22 protein-coding genes are annotated in these 24,564 nt (G+C 69.2%); 14 read left to right on the top strand and 8 right to left on the bottom strand.

Annotation, left to right across the window (positions count from 1 at the left end):
* Nucleotides 1–8: 8 nt before the first annotated feature.
* From murJ to ACTMO_RS0118360, 9 genes are all read left to right on the top strand, one after another.
* Nucleotides 9–1,892, top strand: coding sequence for a murein biosynthesis integral membrane protein MurJ (gene murJ, locus ACTMO_RS0118400; RefSeq protein WP_019856149.1), 1,884 nt, complete (start codon nt 9–11; stop codon nt 1,890–1,892).
* A 145-nt stretch (nt 1,893–2,037) separates the two neighbouring features.
* Nucleotides 2,038–3,663, top strand: coding sequence for a protein kinase family protein (locus ACTMO_RS0118395; protein ID WP_019856148.1), 1,626 nt, complete (start codon nt 2,038–2,040; stop codon nt 3,661–3,663).
* 95 nt (nt 3,664–3,758) lie between these two features.
* Nucleotides 3,759–4,367 carry an RNA polymerase sigma factor SigM gene (gene sigM, locus ACTMO_RS0118390; protein ID WP_026449383.1) on the top strand — a complete coding sequence of 203 codons (609 nt, stop codon included), beginning with the start codon at nt 3,759–3,761 and terminating at the stop codon, nt 4,365–4,367.
* A complete protein-coding gene (locus ACTMO_RS0118385) occupies nt 4,364–5,173 on the top strand; it encodes a hypothetical protein (protein ID WP_019856146.1) in 810 nt (269 codons plus the stop codon). The genes sigM and ACTMO_RS0118385 overlap by 4 nt, the downstream gene beginning before the upstream one ends.
* Nucleotides 5,174–5,300: 127 nt before the next feature.
* Nucleotides 5,301–6,314 carry a thioredoxin-disulfide reductase gene (gene trxB / locus ACTMO_RS0118380; RefSeq protein ID WP_019856145.1) on the top strand — a complete coding sequence of 338 codons (1,014 nt, stop codon included), beginning with the start codon at nt 5,301–5,303 and terminating at the stop codon, nt 6,312–6,314.
* A gap of 108 nt (nt 6,315–6,422) precedes the next feature.
* Nucleotides 6,423–6,749, top strand: coding sequence for a thioredoxin (trxA, locus tag ACTMO_RS0118375; RefSeq protein WP_019856144.1), 327 nt, complete (start codon nt 6,423–6,425; stop codon nt 6,747–6,749).
* A 337-nt stretch (nt 6,750–7,086) separates the two neighbouring features.
* Nucleotides 7,087–8,235, top strand: coding sequence for an N-acetylmuramoyl-L-alanine amidase (locus ACTMO_RS0118370; RefSeq protein WP_019856143.1), 1,149 nt, complete (start codon nt 7,087–7,089; stop codon nt 8,233–8,235).
* 247 nt (nt 8,236–8,482) lie between these two features.
* Nucleotides 8,483–9,850 carry an aminotransferase-like domain-containing protein gene (locus tag ACTMO_RS0118365; RefSeq protein ID WP_019856142.1) on the top strand — a complete coding sequence of 456 codons (1,368 nt, stop codon included), beginning with the start codon at nt 8,483–8,485 and terminating at the stop codon, nt 9,848–9,850.
* A gap of 345 nt (nt 9,851–10,195) precedes the next feature.
* Entirely contained in the window at nt 10,196–11,146 is a 951-nt protein-coding gene (locus ACTMO_RS0118360) for a D-alanine--D-alanine ligase (RefSeq protein ID WP_033401578.1), read from the top strand.
* Nucleotides 11,147–11,317: 171 nt separating this feature from the next.
* Here ACTMO_RS0118360 and ACTMO_RS0118355 read toward each other — a convergent pair whose 3' ends face one another.
* The 8 genes from ACTMO_RS0118355 to rpmH all read right to left on the bottom strand — a co-directional run bounded on the left by ACTMO_RS0118355 (nt 11,318) and on the right by rpmH (nt 16,938).
* The gene (locus tag ACTMO_RS0118355; protein WP_019856140.1) at nt 11,318–12,313 is read right to left on the bottom strand and encodes a ParB/RepB/Spo0J family partition protein; all 996 of its coding nucleotides are present in this window, start codon (nt 12,311–12,313) and stop codon (nt 11,318–11,320) included.
* Nucleotides 12,310–13,314 carry a ParA family protein gene (locus ACTMO_RS0118350; RefSeq protein WP_425394326.1) on the bottom strand — a complete coding sequence of 335 codons (1,005 nt, stop codon included), beginning with the start codon at nt 13,312–13,314 and terminating at the stop codon, nt 12,310–12,312. Before ACTMO_RS0118350 ends, ACTMO_RS0118355 begins: the two co-directional genes overlap by 4 nt.
* Nucleotides 13,311–14,102 carry a 16S rRNA (guanine(527)-N(7))-methyltransferase RsmG gene (gene rsmG / locus ACTMO_RS0118345; protein ID WP_019856138.1) on the bottom strand — a complete coding sequence of 264 codons (792 nt, stop codon included), beginning with the start codon at nt 14,100–14,102 and terminating at the stop codon, nt 13,311–13,313. The genes ACTMO_RS0118350 and rsmG overlap by 4 nt, the downstream gene beginning before the upstream one ends.
* Before the next feature lie 285 nt (nt 14,103–14,387).
* Nucleotides 14,388–14,951, bottom strand: coding sequence for a Jag family protein (locus ACTMO_RS0118340; protein ID WP_019856137.1), 564 nt, complete (start codon nt 14,949–14,951; stop codon nt 14,388–14,390).
* A gap of 32 nt (nt 14,952–14,983) precedes the next feature.
* Nucleotides 14,984–15,937 (bottom strand): membrane protein insertase YidC, encoded by a 954-nt coding sequence (yidC, locus tag ACTMO_RS0118335; RefSeq protein ID WP_019856136.1) that lies wholly within the window; start codon nt 15,935–15,937, stop codon nt 14,984–14,986.
* Between the two features lie 6 nt (nt 15,938–15,943).
* A complete protein-coding gene (gene yidD, locus ACTMO_RS23980) occupies nt 15,944–16,264 on the bottom strand; it encodes a membrane protein insertion efficiency factor YidD (RefSeq protein ID WP_084792232.1) in 321 nt (106 codons plus the stop codon).
* Nucleotides 16,264–16,782, bottom strand: coding sequence for a ribonuclease P protein component (gene rnpA, locus ACTMO_RS0118330; protein ID WP_026449381.1), 519 nt, complete (start codon nt 16,780–16,782; stop codon nt 16,264–16,266). Before rnpA ends, yidD begins: the two co-directional genes overlap by 1 nt.
* Nucleotides 16,783–16,794: 12 nt before the next feature.
* Nucleotides 16,795–16,938, bottom strand: a complete 144-nt coding sequence (rpmH, locus tag ACTMO_RS0118325; protein WP_019856134.1) for a 50S ribosomal protein L34 — start codon at nt 16,936–16,938, stop codon at nt 16,795–16,797.
* Between the two features lie 496 nt (nt 16,939–17,434).
* Between rpmH and dnaA the strand changes: the two genes are divergently transcribed.
* The 5 genes from dnaA (at nt 17,435) to ACTMO_RS0118290 (ending at nt 24,289) form a co-directional block, all read left to right on the top strand.
* A complete protein-coding gene (gene dnaA, locus ACTMO_RS0118320; protein ID WP_026449380.1) occupies nt 17,435–19,294 on the top strand; it encodes a chromosomal replication initiator protein DnaA in 1,860 nt (619 codons plus the stop codon).
* A gap of 1,056 nt (nt 19,295–20,350) precedes the next feature.
* Complete coding sequence (gene dnaN / locus ACTMO_RS0118305) at nt 20,351–21,475, top strand: DNA polymerase III subunit beta (RefSeq protein ID WP_019856131.1); 1,125 nt, start codon at nt 20,351–20,353, stop codon at nt 21,473–21,475.
* 70 nt (nt 21,476–21,545) lie between these two features.
* Nucleotides 21,546–22,433 carry a phosphogluconate dehydrogenase (NAD(+)-dependent, decarboxylating) gene (gene gnd, locus ACTMO_RS0118300; RefSeq protein WP_019856130.1) on the top strand — a complete coding sequence of 296 codons (888 nt, stop codon included), beginning with the start codon at nt 21,546–21,548 and terminating at the stop codon, nt 22,431–22,433.
* A gap of 103 nt (nt 22,434–22,536) precedes the next feature.
* The gene (gene recF, locus ACTMO_RS0118295; RefSeq protein WP_019856129.1) at nt 22,537–23,700 is read left to right on the top strand and encodes a DNA replication/repair protein RecF; all 1,164 of its coding nucleotides are present in this window, start codon (nt 22,537–22,539) and stop codon (nt 23,698–23,700) included.
* Nucleotides 23,690–24,289, top strand: coding sequence for a DciA family protein (locus ACTMO_RS0118290; protein WP_019856128.1), 600 nt, complete (start codon nt 23,690–23,692; stop codon nt 24,287–24,289). Before recF ends, ACTMO_RS0118290 begins: the two co-directional genes overlap by 11 nt.
* Nucleotides 24,290–24,564 lie beyond the last annotated feature (275 nt).

The raw sequence follows: 24,564 nt of genomic DNA, 5'->3' as shown, positions 1-24,564 counted from the left end.
CTGAGTTGGTGAACGGAGACGAGCGCGCCGAGGCGCTCCGGCCCGGGGAGGCCGGCGCGGAAACGGCTCATCCCACCGAGCCGATTCCGCGGGTGGCCGGACCGGCGCCCACGCCACCGTTCGGCGGGGACGGCTCCTCCGGCGACCCGACCGAAACGACCCAACCGATCCCGGTGTTCGGACGAGTGGTGGACGAGGCGCGCCCCGAACAACACACCGAGGTGATCCCCCAGGTGGCCGAGTCGCACGGAGACGGGACCGCCGAGTCCCCGGAGACGACGCGGGACGAAGGTGGTTCGGGCAAGCAGTCCCTGCTCAGGGCCAGCGGTTCGATGGCCGTGGCCACGCTGGTCAGTCGGATCACCGGTTTCGGCTGGAAACTGGTGCTGGCCTACACCGTGGGCTTCGGGGTGGTCAACGACTCCTTCACCGTGGCGAACACCCTGCCCACCAGCATCTTCGAGCTGCTCATCGGCGGGGTGCTCACCAGTGTGATCGTGCCCGTGCTCGTGCGGGCGCAGAAGTCCGACGCGGACGGCGGCCGGGCCTACGTCCAGAAGCTGCTCGGCGCGGCGGGTCTGGTGCTGGCCGTGGGGACGCTGCTGTCCATGCTGCTGGCGCCCGCGCTGGTGTGGCTGTACATGGGGGACGGGGACAAGGCCAGTCCCGAACTGGCCACCGCCCTGGCCTACCTGCTGCTTCCCCAGATCGCGTGCTACGGGGCCAGCGCCCTGTTCGGCGCCCTGTTGCAGTCCAAACGCGTCTTCGGACCACCGGCGTGGGCACCGGTGGTCAACAACGTGGTCATCCTGGTCACCCTGGTGATCTACCGGGCGCTGCCCGGGGAACTGACCCTGAACCCGGTCCGCATGAGCGACGCCCACCTGCTGACCCTGGGGATCGGGGTCACCTGTGGTGTGCTCGCCCAGGCCTGCGTGCAGCTGCCCGCGCTGCGGCGGACCGGGCTGAGCTTCCGACCACGGATCGGGTGGGACTCCCGACTGTCCGAGTTCGGCGGGATGACGCTGTGGATGCTCGGCTACGTCGGAGTCAGCCAGATCGGGCTGCTGTCGCTGTCCAGGGTGGCCACCGCCTCCGACCCGGGTGCCTGGTCCATCTACAACTACACGTGGATGCTGCTGCAACTGCCCTACGGCGTGATCGGCTTCTCGGTGATGACGGCGATCCTGCCGCGCATGAGCGCGGCGGCCGCCGACCGGGACCACGCACGGATGATCGACGACCTGTCCCTGGGCAACAGGATGTCCACGGTCTCGCTGCTGCCGATCAGTGCGATGATGACCGCGCTGGGGGTGCCCATGGCGGTGGCGCTGTTCTCGGTGCGGGACGGCAGTGGCTCCACCGAACAACTGGGGATCGCGTTGGCCGTCTCGGCCTTCGGGGTGCTGCCGTTCGCGATCACCATGATGCAGATGCGGGCCTTCTACGCGTTGAAGGACGCCCGCACCCCCACGTTGATCATGGTCGTGATGACCGTGGTCAAGGTGCTGATGGCCGTCGCGGTCGGGGCACTGGTCCCCTCCGGGGACGTGGTCGTCGCACTGACCTTCACGAACTCGTTCACCTTCGTGGTCGGCTCCCTGGTCGGGGAGTTGTGGCTGCGCCACCGGCTGGGTCCGCTCGGAAGCGGGCGGTTCCTGGACACCCTCGGTCGGACCCTGGTCGCCTCGGTGGCGGGGGCCGTGCTGGCCTGGCTGGTCAGTCGCGCCCTGCACGGCGTGCTCCCCGCCGGACCGGTGACCGGGTGGGCGCAGCTGGTACTCGGTGGTGTCACCGGACTCACCGCCGTGTTCGGTGTGATGTGGCTGCTGCGGGTGTCCGAACTGCGCCCCGCGTTCGACCGAATCACCGGTCTGCTGCGTCGCCGCTGACGGCGGCGTCACGTACTCTCGGACGGGGAGTCTCTACGGCGGGGCCTACGAGCACGGCAGCTGTCTCGGGCTGCGGACGCCCCTGGCACGAGCGGGGATCGCGTTCGGCGGGTTGTCGCCGACGGGAAGAATCGGGAGACGGCAGGTGAGCGGAGAACCGACCGGGCAGGCGGGTGCCGGACAGCAGTACACCAACCAGCACGACGCGGGTGCGCACCGGGAGACCACCCCGAGTCCGGCGCACTCGGATCCGCAGCTCGCACCGGGAGCGGTGCTCGACCACGGACGCTACCGGCTGCTCACCAAGATCGGCTGGGACAGCCGCTGCAACGCCCAGCTCTGGCGCGCCAAGGACGGTGTGCTCGGCCGCGACGTGGCGCTGACCGTGGTTGTGGGGGACCGGGCCGACGCGGAACAGGCGGGCAACGCCCGGCGCACCCTCGAACGGGCTATGCACGCGAGCACCTTCAACCACGTCGGCGTGGCCCGGGTGCTCGACGTGGTGCACACCTCGCCCAACGACCCGGAGAGCGTGCTCGGGATCGTGGTGGCCGAGTGGACCCACGGCAGCGATCTGGGCGAGCTGATCTCGGACGGTCCGCTGAGCCCGGGGGCGGCGGCGCGCCTGCTGCAACCGCTGGCCGGGGCCGTGGAGGCCGCCCACCACGCTGGGCTGGTGCTGGGGATCGACCACCCCCAGCGGGTGCGGGTCACCGCCTCCGGGGAGATCAGGTTGGCCTTTCCCGGCCCGATGCCCCGCGCCAGTTCCGGGGACGACGTCCGGGGGCTCGGCGCGGTGCTGTACCTGCTGTTGACCGCCCGCTGGCCCCTGACCGGGACTCCCGAGGGGATCTCCTCGGCACCGGCCGACTCGGACGGCAACGCGGTGGCTCCCCGCACACTGCGTCCCGCCGTCCCCATGGAACTGTCCACGGTGGCCACCAGGGCACTCGGCAGTCCCGAGTACCACGGCACCACCGGCGGGGTGCGCACGGGCGCCGCCGTGCTGCGGGTGCTGGAGCAGTACGCCCAGCAGGAGGCCGAGTCCACCGCCCCCTACGCGGCCACCGGCGGTGGGGACCCAGCCGGACGCGGCGAGGTGTGGAGCAGGGAGGACCCCAAGCCGGACCCGGGCCGCAGACGCAAGCTGGCACTCAGCGTGAGCGTGCTGGCGGTGCTCACCGTGGTGGTGCTCGGGTGGATCGCGGTCCGGGTGCTCGGAATGTTCCTCGGTCCCACGGAGAGCTCCGGGCCTCCCGTGGTGCTGAATCCCGACGAACGCGGCTCCACCAGCCGCGAGACCTCCGAGGCCGCCCCCGAGCCACGGCCCGTCTCGGTCTCCGACGCGGACGTGTTCGTCACCGAACGGGACCGCGACCACCGGGACGAGGTGGACAGGGTCCACGACGGGGACCCGGCCACGCACTGGCAGACCGACAGGTACAACGACCAGCTGGGCACCGGGTTCAAGAACGGGATCGGGATCATCCTCACCCTGGACGACCCCGCCGAGCTCACCAAGGTGGACATCACCTCCCCCAGCCCGGGGACGGAAATCGAGATCCGCGCCGCCTCGGACACCTCGCCGAGCCTCTCCGAGGCCGAGGTCATCGGCAGCGGTGAACTCGACGAGGGGACCACCTCGATCCCCGTGGAGGCGGACGAGAGCACCTCACACGTGCTCGTGTGGATCACGAAGCTCTCCACCGAGGACGGTTACAGCTCCCAGATCGACGAGATCGAACCGTTCGGGACGCCTCCACCGGCCTGAGCCGCTCGGCCCCCGCCCCGGTGGGGCGGCTTCGTAGGAGGGATATCGCCGATCTGGTGGATGTGTGCTGTCACGTGATCAGTAGGGTGCGTGACGTGTCTGAAACCGCCAGTTCGGATGCCGACCTCCTGAAGGCCCATCTCCGTGGGGACCGGCAGGCCTTCTCCGAGCTATTCCGGCGGCATCGCGACCGGCTGTGGTCCGTGGCACTGCGCACGATGCGGGACCCGGACGAAGCCGCCGACGCGCTGCAGGAAGCGATGCTCTCCGCGTTCCGCAACGCGGGCTCCTTCCGTTCCGAGTCCAGGGTCACCACCTGGCTGCACCGGATAGTCGTGAACGCCTGCCTCGATCGCATGCGCAGGCAGCGGGTACGGGCCACCGTTCCGCTCGCGGACAGCGGCCCGGCCGAACCGGCCCATCCGCACGACACGATCGCCGAACACGACACCCGGATGGTCGTGGACCAGGCCCTGTCCCGGCTCCCCGAGGAGCAGCGGGCCGCCGTGGTGCTCGTCGACGTCGAGGGCTGTCCGGTCTCGGAGGCGGCGCGGATGCTCGGAGCGGCCGAGGGAACCGTCAAAAGCCGCTGCGCACGCGGTCGGCTGAAACTCGCGCAACTTCTCGGTCACCTGAGGAACCCCACCACGGACGAGATCGTCCCAGAGGCGGACATGGCCACACGTCGACAGGAGGGACGATGAGTGGCGAGGAGCTGAGCGCCGGGACACCTCGGGACCCGGACTGGTCCCCGGACGTGTTGGCCGAGTTGCACGCGGGAGCCCTCGACGAGGAGACGGCCGGAGGACTCCGGCCCGTGGCGGAGGAGGACCCGCGGGCACGGGCGGTGTTGACGGCCCTGGAACGGACCAGGCAGGAGCTGGCCGCCTGTCCCGACGTCGAGATCCCCGGGGACGTGGCCACACGCGTCGAGGACGCCCTGGCCGCCGAGCCCCTGCCCACCGGGGGAGGGGAATCTCCCGCTGGGGAGGCGAACGCGGCGTCCTCCGGCGAGGTCACCTCCCTCGCACGGGCCCGGGGGCGCCGACGCGGGCGCGGGCTCGTGCTCGGGGCCGGACTGGCCGCGGCAGCGGCGGCCGTACTCGGAGTGCTGCTGGTCACCCAGTACCCGGGACCGGAACGGGAGAGCCACCAGGCGGAACAGCCTCCGAGCGAGGACGGGGGCGGCACGTCCTCGGCCTCCGAAGGGCCGTTGGCACTGACCGGCGAACGCGTCGAGCTCGACGGCAAGCAGTTCGGCGAGGTGCTCTCCTCCGAGGAGTACGTGGACAGCCTGCTCGCCCCGGAGAGCCTGAGGGCGTGTTTACGGGCGAACGGAGTCACCACGGGCACGCCGCTGGGAGCCGAGGAGATCGTCTTCAACGGGCGTCGCGCCCAGTTGCTGGTCCTGCCCACCGGCGAGGTCGGCACGTTCCGGCTGCTGGCCGTGGGGCCGGAGTGCGGCCCGGGGAACCCGGCCACGCTCTCGGACACGATCGTGGGTGACTGACCCCGTCCACCATGTGGGTGGGGGCACGCGTGAGGACGGCTCGGGAACAACCGGGACCTAGTATCGCGTTGACGAACAGGCGCGGGCACACCGAACCCGCGCAGACGCTACCGAGGGAAGGGGCGCGGTGACGGGCGACGTTCGGGATTTGGTCATTGTTGGTTCGGGTCCGGCCGGCTACACCGCCGCGGTGTACGCGGCCCGGGCCGAGTTGCGGCCGCTGGTCTTCGAGGGAGTCCAGTACGGCGGGGAACTGATGAACACCACCGAGGTGGAGAACTACCCCGGCTTCTCCGACGGGATCATGGGGCCTGAGCTCATGGAACAGTTCCGATCCCAGGCACAGCGTTTCGGGGCCGAGCTACGCACCACCGAGGCCAGCCGGATCGACCTGAGCGGGCCGGTCAAGACCGTCGTCGCCGACGGGGTCGAGCACCGGGCGCGGGCGGTCATCCTGGCCATGGGCGCGGCCCCCCGCTACGTCGGGGTGCCCGGCGAGCAGCAGCTGCTCGGCCGGGGAGTGTCCTCGTGTGCCACCTGCGACGGGTTCTTCTTCCGGGACCAGGACATCGCCGTGGTCGGCGGCGGGGACTCGGCCATGGAGGAGGCCACCTTCCTCACCCGGTTCGCCCGGTCGGTGACGATCATCCACCGGCGTGAGGAGTTCCGGGCCTCCCGCATCATGCTCGACCGCGCCCGGGCCGACGAGCGGATCCACTGGCGCACCAACACCGTGGTCACCGCGGTCAACGGCCAGGGCACCGTCTCGGGGCTGACGGTGCGCGACACCGTCACCGGCGCCGAGTCCGAGCTGGCCGTGACGGGCATGTTCGTGGCCATCGGCCACGACCCGCGCAGCACCCTGGTACGCGAGCAGCTCGAGGTCGACGAGGAAGGCTACGTGCGGGTGCACCAGCCCACCACCGCCACCTCCCTGCCCGGCGTGTTCGCCGCCGGAGACCTGGTGGACAAAACCTACCGACAGGCGGTCACCGCCGCCGGCTCCGGCTGCGCGGCAGCCATCGACGCCGAACGATGGCTGGCCACCCAACACACCACCCCCGAAGCCGAGGTCAGCAGTGACCTCGTCGGAGGCGGGTACGGACCCACCGTGGGAACGGACGCGGCCGCGGCCCGCTGATGACGATGGCGGCGCCTCCCCGGACCGTCCGCCGGGAGGACCCGGTGGACGTCGGCGGGGTCGCCGGGCCATCACCCGTACCGAGCCGAACACCGAAAAGGAGAGCACATGTCGGCCAAGCCGGTTACCGTCGATTCCGACTCGTTCAAGAGTGAGGTACTCAACAGCGACAAACCCGTACTCGTCGACTTCTGGGCCACCTGGTGCGGTCCCTGCAAGATGGTCGCCCCCGTGCTCGAGGAGATCGCCTCCGAGCACGAGGACAAGATCACCGTGGCCAAGCTGGACATCGACCAGAACCCCGGTGTCGCGCGGGACTACCAGGTGATGTCGGTGCCGACCCTGCTGCTGTTCTCCCAGGGGGAGCCGGTCAAGCAGATCGTCGGTGCCAAGCCGAAGGCGCAGCTGCTGGAGGAACTCGCCGACTACCTGTGACGACCCGCGCGGTCGGCACGAAACTCCGCCCCGGATCCGTTTTCCGGGGCGGAGTTTTTCGGTACGGGCACGCAACCCGACGCGGCGGACGGTGCGTCCCCCACGACCGAAGACGCCCGTGAAGGGCGCTGCCCGCCGTGACCACGACGATCCCGCCTTCCGGGAGGGGAGAACCCGTGCCCTGGTGGAACTTTCGAAATCCCGGCCCGTGGCGCCGAGCGGCGGGCGGCAGGGCACAATACTTCGGAGCGGAGTGCATCCACATACACTGAATACTTGGGGGTAACGACACGTCCTTAGCGCCGGTTATCCGGCGCCTGAATCGAGCGAGGAGTGCATGCAGCTGCTCCACCGCGGTGACGCAGGCCCGGCAGTGTCCGAGATCAGGAGCATTCTGGTCACCCTGGGTCTCTTACCGCCGAACGGTCATGCGGGATCGACCACGTACGACGCGTCGGTGGAACACGCGGTACGGGCCTTCCAACAGCAACGGGGCCTGATCACCGACGGAGTCGTGGGGCCTGCCACCTACCGAGCGCTCACGGACGCCAAGTGGCGGCTCGGGGACCGTTCGCTCGCCTACTTCGTGTCGCGTCCCGTCAGCGGGGACGACGTGTTCGCCCTCCAGGAGCGTCTGCTCGAACTCGGTTACGACGCGGGTCGTCCCGACGGGATCTTCGGCAAACAGACCGAGCACGCCCTGCGCAGCTTCCAGCGTGAGTACGCGCTCAACGCGGACGGCATCTGCGGTCCGGCCACGCTGCGTTCGCTGAAACAGCTGGCCCCGAAGGTCCGCGGGGGTCGTCCCGTGTACCTGCGCGAGCAGGAGAAGGTCCGTCGCGCCGGGCCGAGGCTGCGCGGGAAGCGTATCGTGATCGACCCTGGTCACGGCGGCAACGACCGGGGAGCCGTGGTCAACGGAGTGGCCGAGGCCGATCTGGCCTGGGACTTCGCCAGACGCCTCGAAGGACGCATGGTGGCCACCGGCATGGAGGCGCTGATCTCGCGCGGCCCCGGGTCGTGTCCCCCCGACGCCGACCGGGCGATCTTCGCGAACGAGGCGGGTGCTGACCTGTTCCTGTCGCTGCACGTGGACTCCAACCGTTCGCCGGAGGCCCAGGGGGTGGCCACCTTCCACTTCGGCACGGGAAACGGGACCACCTCGAACGTGGGCGAGGCGCTGGCGGGTTTCCTGCAGCGCGAGATCGTGGCGCGTACGGGCATGTTGGACTGCCGCACCCACCCGAAGAGCTGGGAAGTGCTGCGCTGGACGAAGATGCCCGCCGTGCGGCTGGAGGTCGGATACCTGAGCAATCCGCGCGACCACGCCCGGCTGCTCGACCCGGCCTTCCGGGACACCGTGGCCGAAGCCGTGCTGGTGGCGGTGAAGCGGCTGTACCTGCTGGGCAAGGACGACCAGCCCACCGGGACCTTCACCTTCGACGACCTGCTGCGTTACGAGCTCACCAGAGCCGAGGGGGCCTGAGTCGCGTCGGTGCGGAAAGCACCTCCGCCCCGCCGTGTGGCGGGTTCCGTTCCCGTCCCACGTGACGGAAACGCGCTTTTCCGATTAGTGATGTTGCGCACTATTCTCCAGGATGTGGAGAGGCACACGTTACACGGCCGGGAGCCCCGCGCGATGGGATGGTTAGAATCGTCGGTTAATCCGTCCCGGCCGTCGTGCCGTGGCCGGAGCCGACCACGCGGCGCACCACCGACCCTGGAGCGCGGACATGTCCGATCAGCCGAACCAGTCCCAGGAGCCTCCGAAACCGGAGTCGACCGAGCAGCACGCTCCCGCCGAGCGCGCGGCCAGCATGGATAGTCTGGACGCTCACTCCGAGCTGTACGCCGAGCGTACGTCGGGGATGACGGCCTCCGAGATCCGCGCGCTGTTCGCGGTGGCCAGCAGGCCGGAGGTGGTGTCCCTGGCGGGTGGGATGCCGAATCTGGCCGCGCTGCCGTTGGACTCCCTGTCCCAGGAGGTCGCCCGGCTGATCGCGGAGCAGGGACAGTCCGCCCTCCAGTACGGTTCCGCACACGGGGTTCCCGAGCTGCGGGAACAGATCTGCGAGGTCATGGCGTTGGAGGGCATCTCGGCCCATCCGGACGACGTGATGGTCACCGTGGGCTCGCAGATGGCGCTGGACCTGGTCACCAGGATTTTCTGTGACCCGGGCGACGTCGTCCTCGCCGAGGGACCGTCCTATGTGGGGGCCATGGGCGCCTTCGCCACCTACCAGGCCGATGTGGTGCACGTGGCCATGGACGAGCACGGCCTGCGGCCGGACGCGCTGCGTCAGGCGATCGACGAGACGCACCGCCGGGGCAAGCAGATCAAGCTGCTCTACACGATTCCCAACTTCCACAACCCCGCCGGGGTGACCCTGGCCGCAGAACGCCGCCCGGAGATCCTGGAGATCTGCTCCCGGCACGGCATCCTCGTGCTGGAGGACAATCCCTACGGGCTGCTCGGTTTCGACGGGCAGACCCATCCGTCGCTGCGGGCCCAGGACCCGGAGAACGTGATCTACCTGGGTTCGTTCTCCAAGACGTTCGCCTCCGGGATGCGGGTCGGCTGGGTGCTGGCTCCCCACGCGGTGCGGGAGAAACTGGTGCTGGCCGCCGAGTCGGCCACGTTGTGTCCCCCGACGCTGAACCAGATGATCGTGTCCCGGTACCTGAGCACGCACGACTGGATGGGCCAGATCAAGACCTTCCAGGAGCAGTACCGGCAACGCCGGGACGCGATGCTGGAGGCCCTGGAACAGTACATGCCGCCCGGCTGCCACTGGACTCACCCCGAGGGCGGGTTCTTCGTGTGGTTCACCGCTCCCGAGGGGGTGGACACCAAGGCGATGCTGCCCAGGGCCGTCACCAACCGGGTGGCCTACGCCTCGGGGACCGGTTTCTACCGGGACGGGCTCGGCAGCAGGCAGATGCGACTCTCCTTCTGCTATCCCACCCCGGAACGCATTCGGGAGGGCGTGCGCAGGCTGGCCAACACGTTGAACGAGGAGCTGGAGCTGCTGAGCACCTTCGGTTCCAACGGACAGCGCGAGATCTCGGGGCCGCAGGCGCCGTCGCCCGACACGGCCTGAGTGCCGCGTTGCGGCCCCGTCGTGCTGTCATGGAAGTCGTCACTGTCCGACGAGCCCGCTGTGCCCCGTACTCCCTCGGAGTCCGTTCTCGTTCGGGGGTCGGACTTCTCCGCGCGGCCGGTAGCGGCCGGGCGGGAGGACTCCCGCCCGGGGAAACGACGCCCCTCCGTGCCCACCGGACCGAGTGATGACGGCGGTTTCCCCGTGTGCTCCGAGGAGGGTTGGCACGCGGTGGTGGCTGCCCGACACGCCGGCCCGGCGGAAGATTCACCCGACGAAGCGAAGACTTCGGATGTCCGAGCAGTCGTTCGGGCACAGCGGGCTCGCACCATCTAGGAGTCATCATTGCCCGAACGTTGGGTTGCCGTGCTCTCCGGCGGACTCTCACACGAGCGCGACGTGTCGCTGCGCTCCGGTCGGAGACTGTCCGCCGCGCTCCGGTCGGCGGGATGCACCGTGACCGAACAGGATGCCGACCACGAGCTGTTGGGGCGGCTCCGCGACGAACGCCCGGACGCCGTGCTCATCGCCCTGCACGGCGGGGAGGGGGAGAACGGGGCGATCCAGTCGGTACTGGAACTGCTGGACATCCCCTATGTGGGAACCCCCGCACGGGCCTGCCGCCGCGCCTGGGACAAGCCCACGGCCAAGGCGGAACTCGCCAGGGCTGGTTTGGACACCCCGGAGTGGGCGGTCCTGCCCCAGTCCACCTTCCGTGAACTCGGCGCCCAACCCGTCCTGGACGCCCTCGTCACCAAGCTGGGGCTGCCGTTGATGCTCAAACCGGTACAGGGAGGCTCCGCCCTGGGTGCCCGGGTGGTGCGGGACAGCTCCGAGCTGCCCTCGGCGATGATGGGAGCCTTCGCCTACGGCGAGACGGTGCTGGTGGAAAAACTCGTCGAGGGTACCGAGATCGCCGTCGGAGTGGTGGAGGACGCCACGGGCCCGCACGCGCTCCCTCCGGTGCGTATCGAACCCTCCAACGGGATCTTCGACTACACCGCCCGTTACACGGCGGGACTGACCAGTTACCAGGCCCCGGCCGAACTCCCGGAGGAGACCGTAACGGCCGCCTCCGAGCTGGCGGTCTCCGCGCACCGACTGCTCGGCCTGCGGGACGTCTCCCGGACGGACGCGATCGTGGACACCGCCGGGCGAGTGCACTTCCTCGAAGTGAACGTCTCGCCGGGACTGACGAACACCTCGCTGCTGCCGATGGCCGTGGAGGCGGCCGGGCGCACCCTCGGAGACGTCTTCGGCGGCCTGGTCGAACAGGCGATCGCCCGGAACCCGTGATCCGGTGTCCGGTGTCGGCGGGGTTTCACGTGAACCCCCGCCGACACCGAGTCCTTCCCGTTCCGGTGTCGACTGTCACCGTGACGGAACATCCGAAGGGTTCTTCTTCGGCAAGATCAGGGCTCGTTCCGCCCTTCGGAGCGGACTTCGTCGGCTCCGAACGGATCCGTCCTAGTGTTCCTCCACCCGCTCCGCTCCGTCGAGCAACAGAGCAGCCAACCTGTGCAGATCCTCCGGGGAACCGAACTCGACGACGATGCGCCCCTTGCGCTGTCCCGCCTCGATCTTGACCCTGGTGTCCAAACGGTCGCCGAGGCGCTCCTGCAACTCCTCGGCCCCCGGGATCTCCATGCGGGAACGCTGTTTGGGTTTCGGTTTCTCCGCCACCTCACCCTTCTTCAGCGTCACCTGCTCCTCGGCCGCGCGCACCGAGAGTCCTTCGGCGACGATCCGGGAGGCCATCTCCTCCTGCGCCCCGGGATCCTCCAGGCTCATCAACGCACGCGCGTGGCCGGCGGACAGCACACCCGCGGCCACCCGCCGTTGCACGGGCAACGGAAGACGCAGCAACCGGATCGTGTTGGTGACCACCGGCCTGCTCCGGCCGAGCCGGTCCGCGAGCTCGTCGTGCGTGACCCCGAACTCCTCCAACAACTGCTGGTAGGCCGAGGCCTCCTCCAGCGGGTTGAGCTGTACACGGTGGATGTTCTCCAACAACGCGTCCCGCAGCAGGGCGTCATCGGTGGTCTGCCGCACGATCGCGGGAAGGGTCGGCAGCTCCGCCCGCTGCGCCGCCCGCCAACGTCGCTCACCCATGACGAGTTCGTAGCGTCCGTCCTCCAGCGCCCGAACCACGATCGGCTGCATGAGCCCGAACTCCTTGATGGAGTGTTCCAGCTCCGCGAGCGACTCCTCGTCGAACACCTGACGTGGCTGACGGGGGTTCGGGACTATGGCGGCCGTCTCGACCTCCCGATACACCGCTCCGGCCGTCCCACTCTCCGTTTCACGTGAAACCTCGCCCCGCGCGGGGGAGGGGTCCGCGGGTTCGGTCCGTTCCTCCAGCGGGAGGTCGGCACCGGGAGCGTCCCCGTCCTGCTCCTCGGCGGGACCACTGGGGATGAGTGCGGCCAGGCCACGTCCCAGACCGCCACGACGTTCGGTCATGCCGTCTCCCTCTCCGTCCCTCGCTCGGCGATCTCACGCGCCGCGTCCAGATAACTCATCGAACCACGGGAACCGGGGTCGTAGCTGAGGATGGTCTGTCCGTACCCCGGTGCCTCGGAAATCTTCACGCTGCGGGGGATGACCGTGCGCAACGCCCGGTCCCCGAAGTAGCCCCGCACCTCCTCGGTGACCTGCTCGGCCAGTTTCGTCCGGCCGTCGTACATGGTCAGCAACACCGTGGAGATCCCCAGATTCGGATTCAGGTGCGCCTGCACCAGTTCGATGTTCTTCAGCAGCTGTCCGAGCCCTTCCAGAGCGTAGTACTCACACTGGATCGGGATCACCACCTCGTGGGCGGCGACGAGCGCGTTCACCGTGAGCAGCCCGAGGGAGGGCGGGCAGTCGATGAGCACGTAGTCGTAGTCGAGCTCGTCCAGCACCTCCGGGTTGAGCGCCTGACGCAGCCGCGCCTCACGAGCCACCATCGTGACCAGCTCGACCTCGGCACCCGCGAGATCGATGGTGGCGGGAACGCAGGCCAGTCGCTCGGACTGGGTGCTCGTGGCCGCCACCTCGGCCACCCCGACCCGACCGAGCAGCAACTCGTACACAGAGGGCACTCCGGAATGGTGGTTCACCCCCAGCGCGGTACTCGCGTTCCCCTGCGGATCGAGATCGACCACCAGCACCTTCAGTCCCTGGACCGCCAGGGCGGCGGCCAGGTTCACCGTGCTCGTCGTCTTCCCCACACCGCCCTTCTGGTTGGCCACGGTCATGATCCGCCGCCGATCAGGCCGGGGGAGGGGGTTGGTTTCCGGGTCCCGGGCCTTCGCCGACCGCCTGGCCTCCGCCATGAGCGGGTTCCAGCCGAACTCCTCCACCTCCGTGTCCTCGGCCCGGGCGCCCTCACCCGCCACGTCCGGGAAGCGCATACCTCCCACGGAACTCCGCCATGTTTCACGTGAAACCCCGGGCTGGTTCGATTCCGGATTCACCGTCACCGTTCCTTTCTCTTCCGCCGTTTGTGGGGCCGACGCGCCGAGCCACGACCACGCCCGCGCACCCCGGAAGCACCACCCTGGTCGACGGATTCGGTACGTCGTATCGCGACGACTCTGGCCGGAGAGGGCAACACCGACTCTCCACAGATCCGCACCACGGCCCGCTCACCGCCCTGGCGTGTGATCGCGGCACGATCGCGGTCCAACTCCTGCTCCGCGCTCGCCCCTTTCTGGGCGAGCAGCCACCCGCCGGGGCGCACCAGGGGAAGACACCATGCGGTGAGCCGCTCCAGGGAGCCCACCGCGCGAGCCACCACACAGTCGACGTCGTGCAGCCGGGAACGCACCTCGGACTCCTCGGCCCGCCCCCGGAGCACCGTCACGTGCAGGTCCAGGTCGTCCCTGATCTCCTCCAACCACGTGATCCGGCGTGCCATCGGCTCCAGCAGAGTGATCCTCAGGTCCGGACGAGCGATGGCGAGCGGAACTCCCGGCAACCCGGCACCGGATCCGACATCCACAACAGTGGCCCCTTCCGGTAACAGCTCCGAGAGCACCGCCGAGTTGTACAGATGGCGCTCCCAGAGCCGATCTCCCTCCCGAGGTCCGATCAAACCACGCTGAATGCCGTCTGTCAGGAGGCGTTCCGCGAACTTTTCGGCCAGTGGAGCCCGTGCACCGAACAACTCCGCCCGGACGGCGCCGTCCGGGAGCCCCTGTCCGGCTTCCGGCCGTTCCGTCTCGTCCGAGAACCGCTCGGCGGCCTCCTCCTCGTATCCGTCCACCATCCCGAGACCTGCCTTCCGATCGCGTTCGTGCTGTGCACTGTTCGGGGTCGTGCTTCGCGACGGGGAACTCCGGGGACTTCCCGCGGAAACACTCGGCGGGAGCGGGCGCCCCGGAACACCGCTCGCCCTGCCGGATCCGCTGCGGGCAGCGCCGCGCGAGCTGCGGGAATCCCGCCGGTTTCACGTGAAACACGGCCACACGAACAAGGCTGCCCCCGTGATGTCCGGATCACGAGGGCAGCCTCTCATCATCAAAGCCGTTCTTGCGTTGTACGCGCCGAGTGATCACTCGACCCGGTAAACAACGACCCGCCTGTTCGGTGGTTCGCCCTCTCCCTCGCTGGTGACACCCGAGACGGTCGCGACCGCGTCGTGCACGACCTTGCGCTCGAACGGACTCATCGGACGCAGGCGCTGCGTCCGTCCGGTGGCGGCCACCTTCTCGGCCGTACGGCGTCCGAGGTCGCTGAGCTCGTCCCTGCGGTTCGCCCGCCACCCGGCGATGTCCAGCATGAGCCGGCTGCGGACACCGGTTTCCTGCTGCACGGCCAGACGGGTCAGTTCCTGGAGGGCTTCGAGCACCTCTCCCTCCGAACCGACGAGCTTCGCGAGGTCCTTGCCACCCTCCACGCTCACCACGGCACGCCCGGACTCGACGTCCAGGTCGATGTCCCCGTCGTAGTCGAGCAGGTCCAGCAGCCGTTCCAGGTAGTCACCGGCTATGTCGCCTTCCCGGACCAGATCGGCCTCGCTCCTGCTCGTCGATGCGTCATCGGCGTGCTGCTCTGTCCCGCCACCCGAGACGGACTGCTGCTCGTCCTGGCCGGCTTCCTGCACGGTCTCGGACACTGCCTGTCTCCTCTCTGGAGGTGCGTACGGATTCACCGGTTGTCCTCCGGCCGTTCCGTCGCACTGGAACGATCCTCCGGCATTCCGGGCGATTCGGTCTGCGCGTCCTCGGGGGAGCGCCGCGCGGAGTCCTCGACCTCGGCGGCGACGGCGGTCCCCTCCACGACCGCGGCGCCCTCCTGGTCCTCGCGCTGAGCTTCCTCCCGGTCGATACGGCGATACACGACGTACTGCTGCCCCAGCGTCCAGAAGTTGTTCGCCAGCCAGTACAGCAGGATGGCCAGCGGAAGGAACGGACCACCGATGATCGCGAACATCGGGAAGACCCACAGCACCATCCGGTTCATCATCGCCTGCTGGGCCGGATTACCGGGAGCCGACGAGCGCTGATCCGTACGCTGTCGCTCGACCGAGTGACGTGAGGTGAAGTGGGTGGCCACCGCCGCCGCGATCATCAACGGCACGCCCACCAGCAGCATCGAGCCACGGTCGGTCCCGAACCTGGCGAGGGTCTCGGCGGGAGCCGACATCACGGTGGACAGGCTCGCCCCGAACAGATGTGCGTCCACGAACGACCGCACGCCCTCGGGACCGAAGAAGTAGTTGCTGTTCTCCCCGGGCTGGAACCCCCGCAGCACCTGGAACAACCCGATGAACACCGGAATCTGCACCAGGATCGGAAGGCATCCGCTCACGGGGTTGAACCCCTGCTCGGACTGCAACCGCTGCATCTCCTGGGCCAGGCGTTGCCGGTCGTGAGCGTAGTCCCGCTGCAACTGCTGTATCTGGGGGGCCACCTGCTGCATCTTGCGCATCGAACGCACCTGGTGCACGAAGGGCTTGAACAGCAGTGCCCGCAACGTGAAAACCAGGAAGATCACCGAAAGGGCCCAGGCGAAACCGCTGTCCGGATCCAGCAACGCCCCGAAGATCGAGTGCCAGCACCACAGGATGACCGACACCGGATAGTTTATGAAGTCCAGCACCTTGGGCTACTCCTCGCAGGGGGATCGGTCCGCTTCACGTTCGTGCCGCTTCGGAGGTGGCACCGGATCGAGCCCCCCCGGATGCCAGGGACCGCAACGCAACAGTCTCCACACGGTCAACCAACCGCCCCGCAACGCCCCGTGGGTGCGCAACGCCTCCACCGCGTAAAGGCTACAGCTCGGATAGAACCGACACATGGGCGGAAGCAGCGGTGAAACGACCCTGCGATACAGGTGGACGGGCAGCGACAACAGCCATGCCACCGGGCCGGGACGGGCCCCGGGTTCTCCCGGTGCCGCGGATGCTCCGGAACCTTGCTCTGTCATCACACGGGATCCGTCGACGGGCTACCACCGGGTGAGTCGCCGCTGCCCCCCGCGGCATCGCGCGGATTCGGCAGTCGCAGCCTGCGCAGCGCCTTGTCCAGATCGCGTGCGAGTTCGTCACTGGTGGCGGCCGCGGCCGGCGGCAGGGCTCTCACCACCACCAGTGTGCCAGCGGGCAGTGCCACGAGGCGCTGCCGCATCAGATGACGCAACTGCCGGGCGACCCGGTGACGGCGCACCGCGTTGCCGACGGCCTTGCTGACGACGAAACCCACCCTGGGATGCTCCGCTGCTCCCAGGGTGGGCGAGCTGTCGGATCTCTCGCGCGCGCTCTCGACGCCGGTTTCGTTGCCGGAGGACTGCCCGTCCGGAACGCGCGGGGATTCGTACGACCCGCTCGCGGACGGGTCACGACGCAGGGCATGCACCACGAGACGTGGCCTGCCGGCTCGACGTCCCCGGCGCATGACCAGAGTGAAGTCCTGGCTGCGCCTGAGCCGCGCTGTCGCAGGTAGCACGGCCCCGCCCGGTCAGACGGTCAGACGCTTACGACCCCTGCGGCGCCGGGCGGCCACGATGGCGCGGCCCGCCCTGGTGTGCATCCGCTTCCGGAAGCCGTGGATCCTGGCCCGCTTGCGGTTGTTCGGCTGGTAGGTGCGCTTGCCCTTGCTCACGGTCGGCTCTCCCGGTTACTACAGGCCAACCATGCGCCTTAACAAGGCACAAGATGGCCGCTGTGGCTCGGTCAAGTGTCCCCGCCCACTCGCGGTCGGCTGCGAGCACATCCGCGACAGGGTCGGACACGTACTCGAACGCATACGATCCCGCACGGACGAACCAGGCTCGTGCCGCGAGAATCGTCGCCGACACGCACCAGAGGGACGCCCACTTTACGGCGGGGGACCTTACGAGGGTACTCACCCCCACCCGATCTCCCGCACCCGGGGTATCACCCCGTCGAGGGGCGGCTTCGCCGTGTCCGCCTCCTCCACACACGGTAACCCCGACCGCCGGGTGCCGGGCACTCTGTCGTACCGTCGGCAGCGTTGTGGACAAACATGTGGATACTTGTCCGATCCACGTTGTGCACAGCCGAATCGACCTGTTCCGTGGGACAACCGGCCGGCGGGGAAAGCCGGTCCCGCATCGACGAGGGGAGGGGGCTCAGCGGTGTCCGACCACCAAGCCGATCTCAGCAGAGTCTGGGACGAGGTGGTGCACGAGCTGTCTTCTGGAACGCTCTCACCTCAGCAGCGCGCATGGATGCGGGTGACCCGTCCCATCGGGCTGTTGGACGGGACGGCGCTGCTGGCCGCGCCCAGCGACTTCGCCAAGGAGGCGATCGAACGCGCCCTGCGCGACCCGATCACCGAGGCCCTGTCCCGTCGTCTCGGCCGGGAGGTGTCCCTGGCCGTGAAGGTGGACACCGCCGTTCCCGCTCCCACCCGCCCGGTCTCGCCCCACACCGTGGACGAGGACGGTGAGGAGGAGCCCGCCGCCGAACAGGCCGAGGAGTCCCAGCACCGGGAGGAGTGGGGGCCGGCCCAGGCGGAACTGCCCTACGAGACCGGCTACGCCGTGCCGGGGCCGCACGCCTCGACCGCCTCGACGGGGTACCTCCCCGAGATCCGTACGGAGGGCTGGCACGGCAGGCCGAGCGAGACGCGCCAGCCCTTCCCCTCCCCCCACGAGACCGAGGACTACGGCAACACCGCCCACACCGGTTCCATCGGGGGAGGCCTCCCCGCCACGCCTCCCGAGCAGCAGCGGCTCCCGTTGACCCCCCAGGACCCGCCGTGGTCGGGGACCGGTCCCGCCGCCAGGAACCCCGGCGAGGCCGAGGGGGAGTCCTCCGAGCCGGAGGAGGACGAGGAGGGCGAGGCCCTGCAGGCGGCCAACGAGATCTGGCCCACCTTCGGCAGCGACAACAAACCGGAGCAGCAGCAGGGACAGCCCTACACCGCTCCCAAGAACGGCCCGCCCACCTCGCAGACCCGGCTCAACGCCAAGTACACCTTCGACACCTTCGTCATCGGTTCCTCGAACCGCTTCGCCCACGCGGCGGCGGTGGCCGGGGCCGAAGCACCGGCCCGCGCGTACAACCCCCTGTTCATCTGGGGCGAGTCCGGGCTGGGCAAGACGCACCTGCTGCACGCGGTGGGGCACTACACCCAGCGGCTGTTCCCGGGGATGCGGGTGCGCTACGTCTCCACGGAGGAGTTCACCAACGACTTCATCAACTCGCTGCGGGACGACAGGCAGGTGGCCTTCCAGCGCCGCTACCGCGACGTGGACGTGCTGCTCGTGGACGACGTGCAGTTCCTGGAGGGCAAGGAGGGCACTCAGGAGGAGTTCTTCCACACCTTCAACACGCTGCACAACTCGAACAAGCAGATCGTGGTCTCCTCGGACCGCCCCCCGAAGAGCCTGCACACCCTGGAGGACCGGCTCCGCACCAGGTTCGAGTGGGGACTGATCACCGACATCCAGCCTCCCGAGCTGGAGACCCGCATCGCGATCCTGCGGAAGAAGGCGGCCCAGGACCGGCTGGCCGCTCCCGCCGAGGTACTGGAGTTCATCGCGGCCCGGATCGAGCGCAACATCCGTGAGCTCGAAGGGGCGTTGATCCGCGTGACGGCCTTCGCCTCACTGAACCAACAGCCGGTGGACGTGCAGCTCGCCGAGATCGTGCTGCGCGATCTGATCCCGGACGACGCGCAGCCGCCGGAGATCAGTACGCAGACCATCATGTCCATGACCGCGGAGTTCTTCGGGGTGACCGTGGACGACCTGTGCGGGCCGGGCAAGACGAAGGCACTCGCCCAGGCCCGTCAGATCGCCATGTACCTGTGCCGGGAGCTGACCGACTCCTCGCTGCCGAAGATCGGGCAGAGCTTCGGGGGCCGGGACCACACGACGGTGATGCACGCGGACAAGAAGATCCGCAAGGCCATGGCGGAGCGGCGGCGGGTCTACGACCACGTGCAGGAGCTGACCGCACGGATCAAGCAGCAGGCCTCCTTCCTCTGAGGAAATCCCGCTTCCGCGCCGCCGAGCCGGTGGTGCTCGCCCCCGGGACCGGCGACCGGACCGGGCCCGGATGAACCCCTCCACCCGCGGGCTCCGCGGCGGACGGGGACGTGTGTGCGGAAGGAGTCCCCCGACCGTGCGGCGCGGCCGAGTGCCTTCGCCGACCGTGGAGGAGTTCTGCGCGGACACGCCGACGATCATCCTCGCCGCCACCGGCAACGACGTGTAGCTTCGATCACGATCAGGGCGGTGACCAGCTCATCCGAGGGGAGCGACGGACGGGAGGGGCGAGTTGTACACACCCTGTGAACACGGACTGTGTACAGCCCTCGCAAAAATCACACGAATGTGAATTTCCACATGTGGAGTCGGTCGAAACTCACCCTGAAGTGGGCTTGTGCACAGCTTCGGATGTCCCCAGGGATGACCAGCGACAGGGCTCAAACGACCCACATGCCGTACACAAGTTCTCCCCAGTTGCCCACAGACCCTCCCCAAGGTGTCCCCAAGGTGTCCACAGATTTATCCACAACCTGATCGAGCTAAACAGGGTTGTCCACAGGGAGTGGGGACAACCTGGGCAAAACTTGGGGAGCGAGTGTGGATCAAACCCCCCACAACTGTGGACAGCTTCGCTTGTGGACAAATCGATCCACAGTGAAGCCGATTCATCCCCAGTTTGCCCACAAGAACATCCACAGCGGTGTACGGTCACTGAACTGCGAAAACGAGGCCTGTCCCCAACATCCACAGGCCCTACTACGACAACTCCACTTGTTTTTCTCTCTAGGGAAGAGAAGAAGCAGAAAACGCGCGCGAGCTCGCTCCCAAGCCCCGGCTGAGGACGTCGCCGAGGGGCGGACCCACGTAGTACGCGCTCAGCCAACGCTCTACCGTGGGAGACCCGTCGGGCTTTGAGCGTCTCCGGCGCAGCGCCCCACCGGGGCTCACGGGTACGGCTCGGCCCCAACCGTCCACGGCACGTACACCCACATCCCGTTCGATCAGGATCTTCTCGGCACCACGGTCGGGAAGGGCGGAACCGAAAGGACACTCATGAAGATCCGTCTGGAACGTGACGGTCTCGCCGATGCTGTCTCCTGGGTCGCTCGCAGCCTTCCTTCGCGCCCACCGGTTCCCGTGCTGGGCGGGATGCTGCTGGATGCCGAGACCGAGGGCAGACTGACCATCTCCGGCTTCGACTACGAGGTCTCCGCCCAGGTCGGAGTGGAGGCGGAGGTGGAGTCCACCGGGCGCACCCTCGTCTCCGGCCGACTGCTGGCCGACATCACCAAGGCGCTGCCCCAACGCCCGGTCGAGATCACCGTCGACGGCTCCCGGGTGAGTATCTCCTGCGGCAGCTCCCGCTTCAGCCTGCCGACCATGCCCGTGGAGGACTATCCACAGCTTCCCCAGATGCCCGAACTGGCCGGTTCCGTGCCGGGCGACGCCTTCAGCTCGGCCGTCTCCCAGGTCGCGGTGGCCGCGGGCAAGGACGAGACCCTGCCCATGCTCACCGGGGTCCGCGTGGAGATCAACGACGACCAGCTGACCCTGGTGGCCACCGACCGGTTCCGACTGGCCATGCGGGAGCTGTCCTGGCAGCCCGCCGGTTCGGTCGAGGACACCGCCGTGCTGGTCCCCGCCCGCACCCTCTCCGAGTCGGCCAAGACCCTCGGCGGGGCGGGAAGCACGGTCGAGCTCTCGCTGGCCTCATCGGACGGGCTGCTCGGACTCTCCGGAGCGACGCGGCGTAGCACCACACGCCTGCTCGACGCGGAGTTCCCCCCTTACCGCAAGCTGCTGCCCGACGAGCACGCGGCCTCCGCCGTGGTGGACGTGGCCGCCCTCACCGACGCCATCAAACGCGTCTCCCTGGTCGCCGAGCGCGGAACCCAGGTGCGGCTGGAGTTCTCCGAGTCCGCCCTCCGTCTGACGGCCGGGGGCGACGACGAGGGCAGCGCGGAGGAGGAGCTGCCGGTCGAGTTCGACGGGGAACCGCTCACGATCGCCTTCAACCCGAACTACCTGCAGGACGGGCTGACCGCGCTGAAGGCCGACCGCGCGCGCATGTTGTTCACCACGTCGAGCAGGCCCGCCGTGTTCAAACCGGTCGACGACGAAGGGGAGACCGTGCCCGGCTATCTGTACCTGCTCATGCCGGTTCGGATGCCGAGCTGAGCCGGGCGGACACGTCCGTGTGAAAACCGTGGTCCGTCCGCGGGACGAACGGAGTTGAAAGGAAGTTTCGGTGCAACTGGGTCTGGTCGGTCTCGGCAAGATGGGCTTCAACATGCGCGAACGGCTGCGTGCCGGTGGGCACGAGGTCGTCGGCTACGACCGCGACCAGCAGGTCGCTGACGTCTCCTCGCTGGCGGGGATGGTGGAAGGGCTCACGCCGCCGCGCACCGTGTGGGTCATGGTGCCGCACGGGGAACCGACCAGAAGCGTCCTCCGGGAGCTCGCGGAGCTGCTGGCCGAGGGGGACCTGGTCGTCGAGGGCGGGAACTCGCCCTACACCGAGGACCGGGAGAACGCCGACTTCCTGGCCGAACGCGGCATCTCGTACGTGGACGTCGGCGTCTCCGGCGGTGTGTGGGGAGCGCGTAACGGTTACGGGCTGATGGCGGGCGGTGAGACCGCCGACGTCGAACGGGTGATGCCGGTGTTCGACACGCTGCGTCCCGAGGGGGACCGCGACAAGGGGTTCGTGCACGCCGGCCCCGTCGGCGCGGGGCACTACGCGAAGATGGTGCACAACGGCATCGAGTACGGGCTGATGCAGGCCTACGCCGAGGGCTTCGAACTGCTGGAGGCCTCCGGCGTGGTCACCGACGTGGCCGGCACGATCCGGGCCTGGAGCCACGGGACGGTGGTGCGTTCCTGGCTGCTCGACCTGCTGGTCCGGGCGATGGAGGAGGACCCGGAACTGGAGCGGTTGGAAGGCTATGTCACCGACTCCGGTGAGGGCCGGTGGACGGTGGAGGAGTCCATCCGCAACGCCGTGCCCACCCCGGCCATCACGGCCGCGCTCTACGCCCGTTTCGCCTCCAGGCAGGAGGACTCGCCCGCGATGAAGGCGGTGGCCGCGTTGCGCAACCAGTTCGGTGGTCACGCGGTGAAGTCCAGCGACGAGTGAACCGACTCCGGTCTCGACGTCGGCCGGATGTCCACGCCGGGTTCCCCCCGGGGCGACCGGACACCGACGACGACCGAGTCAACGAGGCACTACTGGGGCCGCCGTGTACGTACGCCACCTCCAGCTCACCGACTTCCGCTCCTGGCAGCACGTGGACCTCGCGCTGTCCCGGGGGGCGACCGCCCTGGTCGGGGCCAACGGGCAGGGCAAGACCAATCTCGTGGAAGGACTCGGCTACCTCGCCACGCTGGGTTCGCACCGGGTGGCCACGGACGCGCCACTGATCCGGCACGGCGCGGAACGCGCGGTGGTGCGGGCCGCGGTGGTCAACGAGGACCGCGAGTTGCTGGTGGAGCTGGAGATCGCCCAGGGCCGGTCGAACCGGGCCCGGATCAACCGCGGGTCACCGATCCGGCCCCGTGAGCTGCTGGGGGTGCTGCGGACGGTGCTGTTCGCCCCGGAGGACCTGACCCTGGTGCGGGGGGAGCCCGGCCAGCGCCGGGGTTTCCTGGACGAGCTGCTGGTCGCCAGGGCACCGCGGTACGCCGGGGTGCGGGCGGAGTACGAGAAGGTGATCCGCCAGCGCGGTGCGTTGCTGAAGTCCGCCGGTCCCGGAGGGCCCGACTCCGACGAGCTGCGCACCCTGGAGGTCTGGGACGGCTACCTGGCCCGCTACGGGGCCGACCTCCTGGCGGGCAGGCTGGACCTGGTCACCGACCTGCTTCCGCACGTCGCCCGGTGCTACTCCGAGGTGGCCACGGGGGAAGCCGCCGCCGAGGACCCGGCGGAACACCCGGTTGGAATGGTCTACCGCGGCAGTGTGGATCTCCCGGGTGAGGAGGCGGGTGGCGAGGGGCGGGCCGATCGCCGGGCCCTGGAGTCCGCCCTGCTGGAAGGGTTGCGGCAGCGGCGTGGGCAGGAGCTGGAGCGCCGGGTGTGCCTGGTCGGGCCGCACCGCGACGACCTGGAACTCGTGCTGGGTCGGCTTCCGGCCAAGGGCTATGCCAGCCACGGGGAGTCGTGGTCGTTGGCCCTGGCGTTGCGACTGGCCTCCTACCACCTGCTGGCCGAGGATGGTGCCGAACCGGTGCTGATCCTGGACGACGTGTTCGCCGAGTTGGACTCCCGACGTCGTGCCCGGTTGGCACGTTCGGTCGCCGGGGCCGAGCAGGTGCTGGTCACGGCCGCGGTCGCCGAGGACGTCCCGGCCGAGCTTTCCGGTGTCCGTTTCGACGTGCGTGACGGGGAGGTGTGGCATGTCGGATGAGATCCCGGCGGGCTTCTCCGGAGGGACCGGTTATCCGGTTTCCGGCGGTTCCGGGAACCGGGGCAGGGGAGGCGGTGGCGCCTCCGGGGGATCCGGAGCGGGCGGGGACGACCTCGCCCGGGCCGCGCTGCGCGCGGTGCGCGAACGCTCCGGGACGACGACGCGGCGTTCCTCCGGTGGGGAGCCCGCGCGCTCCCGCCGCAGGCGAGGGTGGTCGGGGGCCGCCTCCGACGACCGCGATCCGCAGTCGTTGGGGGAGCTGGCCTCCAGGATGGCCGCCGACCGCGGCTGGTCGGAACGGCTGGCCGGGGGACAGGTCTTCGGCCGGTGGACCGAGCTGGTCGGTGAGGAGATCGCCGCGCACAGCGAGCCGGTGGAGCTGTGTGAGGGGGTGCTGGTGGTGCGGGCGGAGTCCACCGCCTGGGCCACTCAGTTGCGGTTGTTGCAACGCCAGATCGTGCGGCGCGTCTCCGACGGACTCGGCCGGGACCTGGTTCGGAGGATCCGGGTCCAGGGTCCGGCCGCGCCGAGCTGGCGCCGGGGTCCGCGGCACGTTCCGGGCCGGGGCCCCCGTGACACCTACGGGTGAGTGCTGTCGTTCTTTCGGGCGGAAGTTCCGCCGTGATGGAGGCGGGAACGACAGGTGTGAATCAGAAGCCCCCTCTCGGTTTCGCCGCCCCGTAAAGGTGTCCTGATCCGTTTCGAGGGCTCTGTGAGCCATTCAGCGGCGTCCTTGGCGGTTTCTGGTGAGCCCGACCAGTAGAATGGAGCTGGGTCCGGTCCGGTCGCCCTCCCGCGGGGGCCGCGCCGGGCACCGGTAAGGGCCACGTGCGGCCCGGGCCCGCGCCGGCGGCGTCGCCGATC

Source organism: Actinopolyspora mortivallis DSM 44261 (assembly GCF_000384035.1).
Classification (GTDB): Bacteria; Actinomycetota; Actinomycetes; order Mycobacteriales; family Pseudonocardiaceae; genus Actinopolyspora; species Actinopolyspora mortivallis.
The sequence above is the reverse complement of the archived record's forward strand: the minus strand, read 5'-3'. Positions and strand labels throughout refer to the sequence as shown.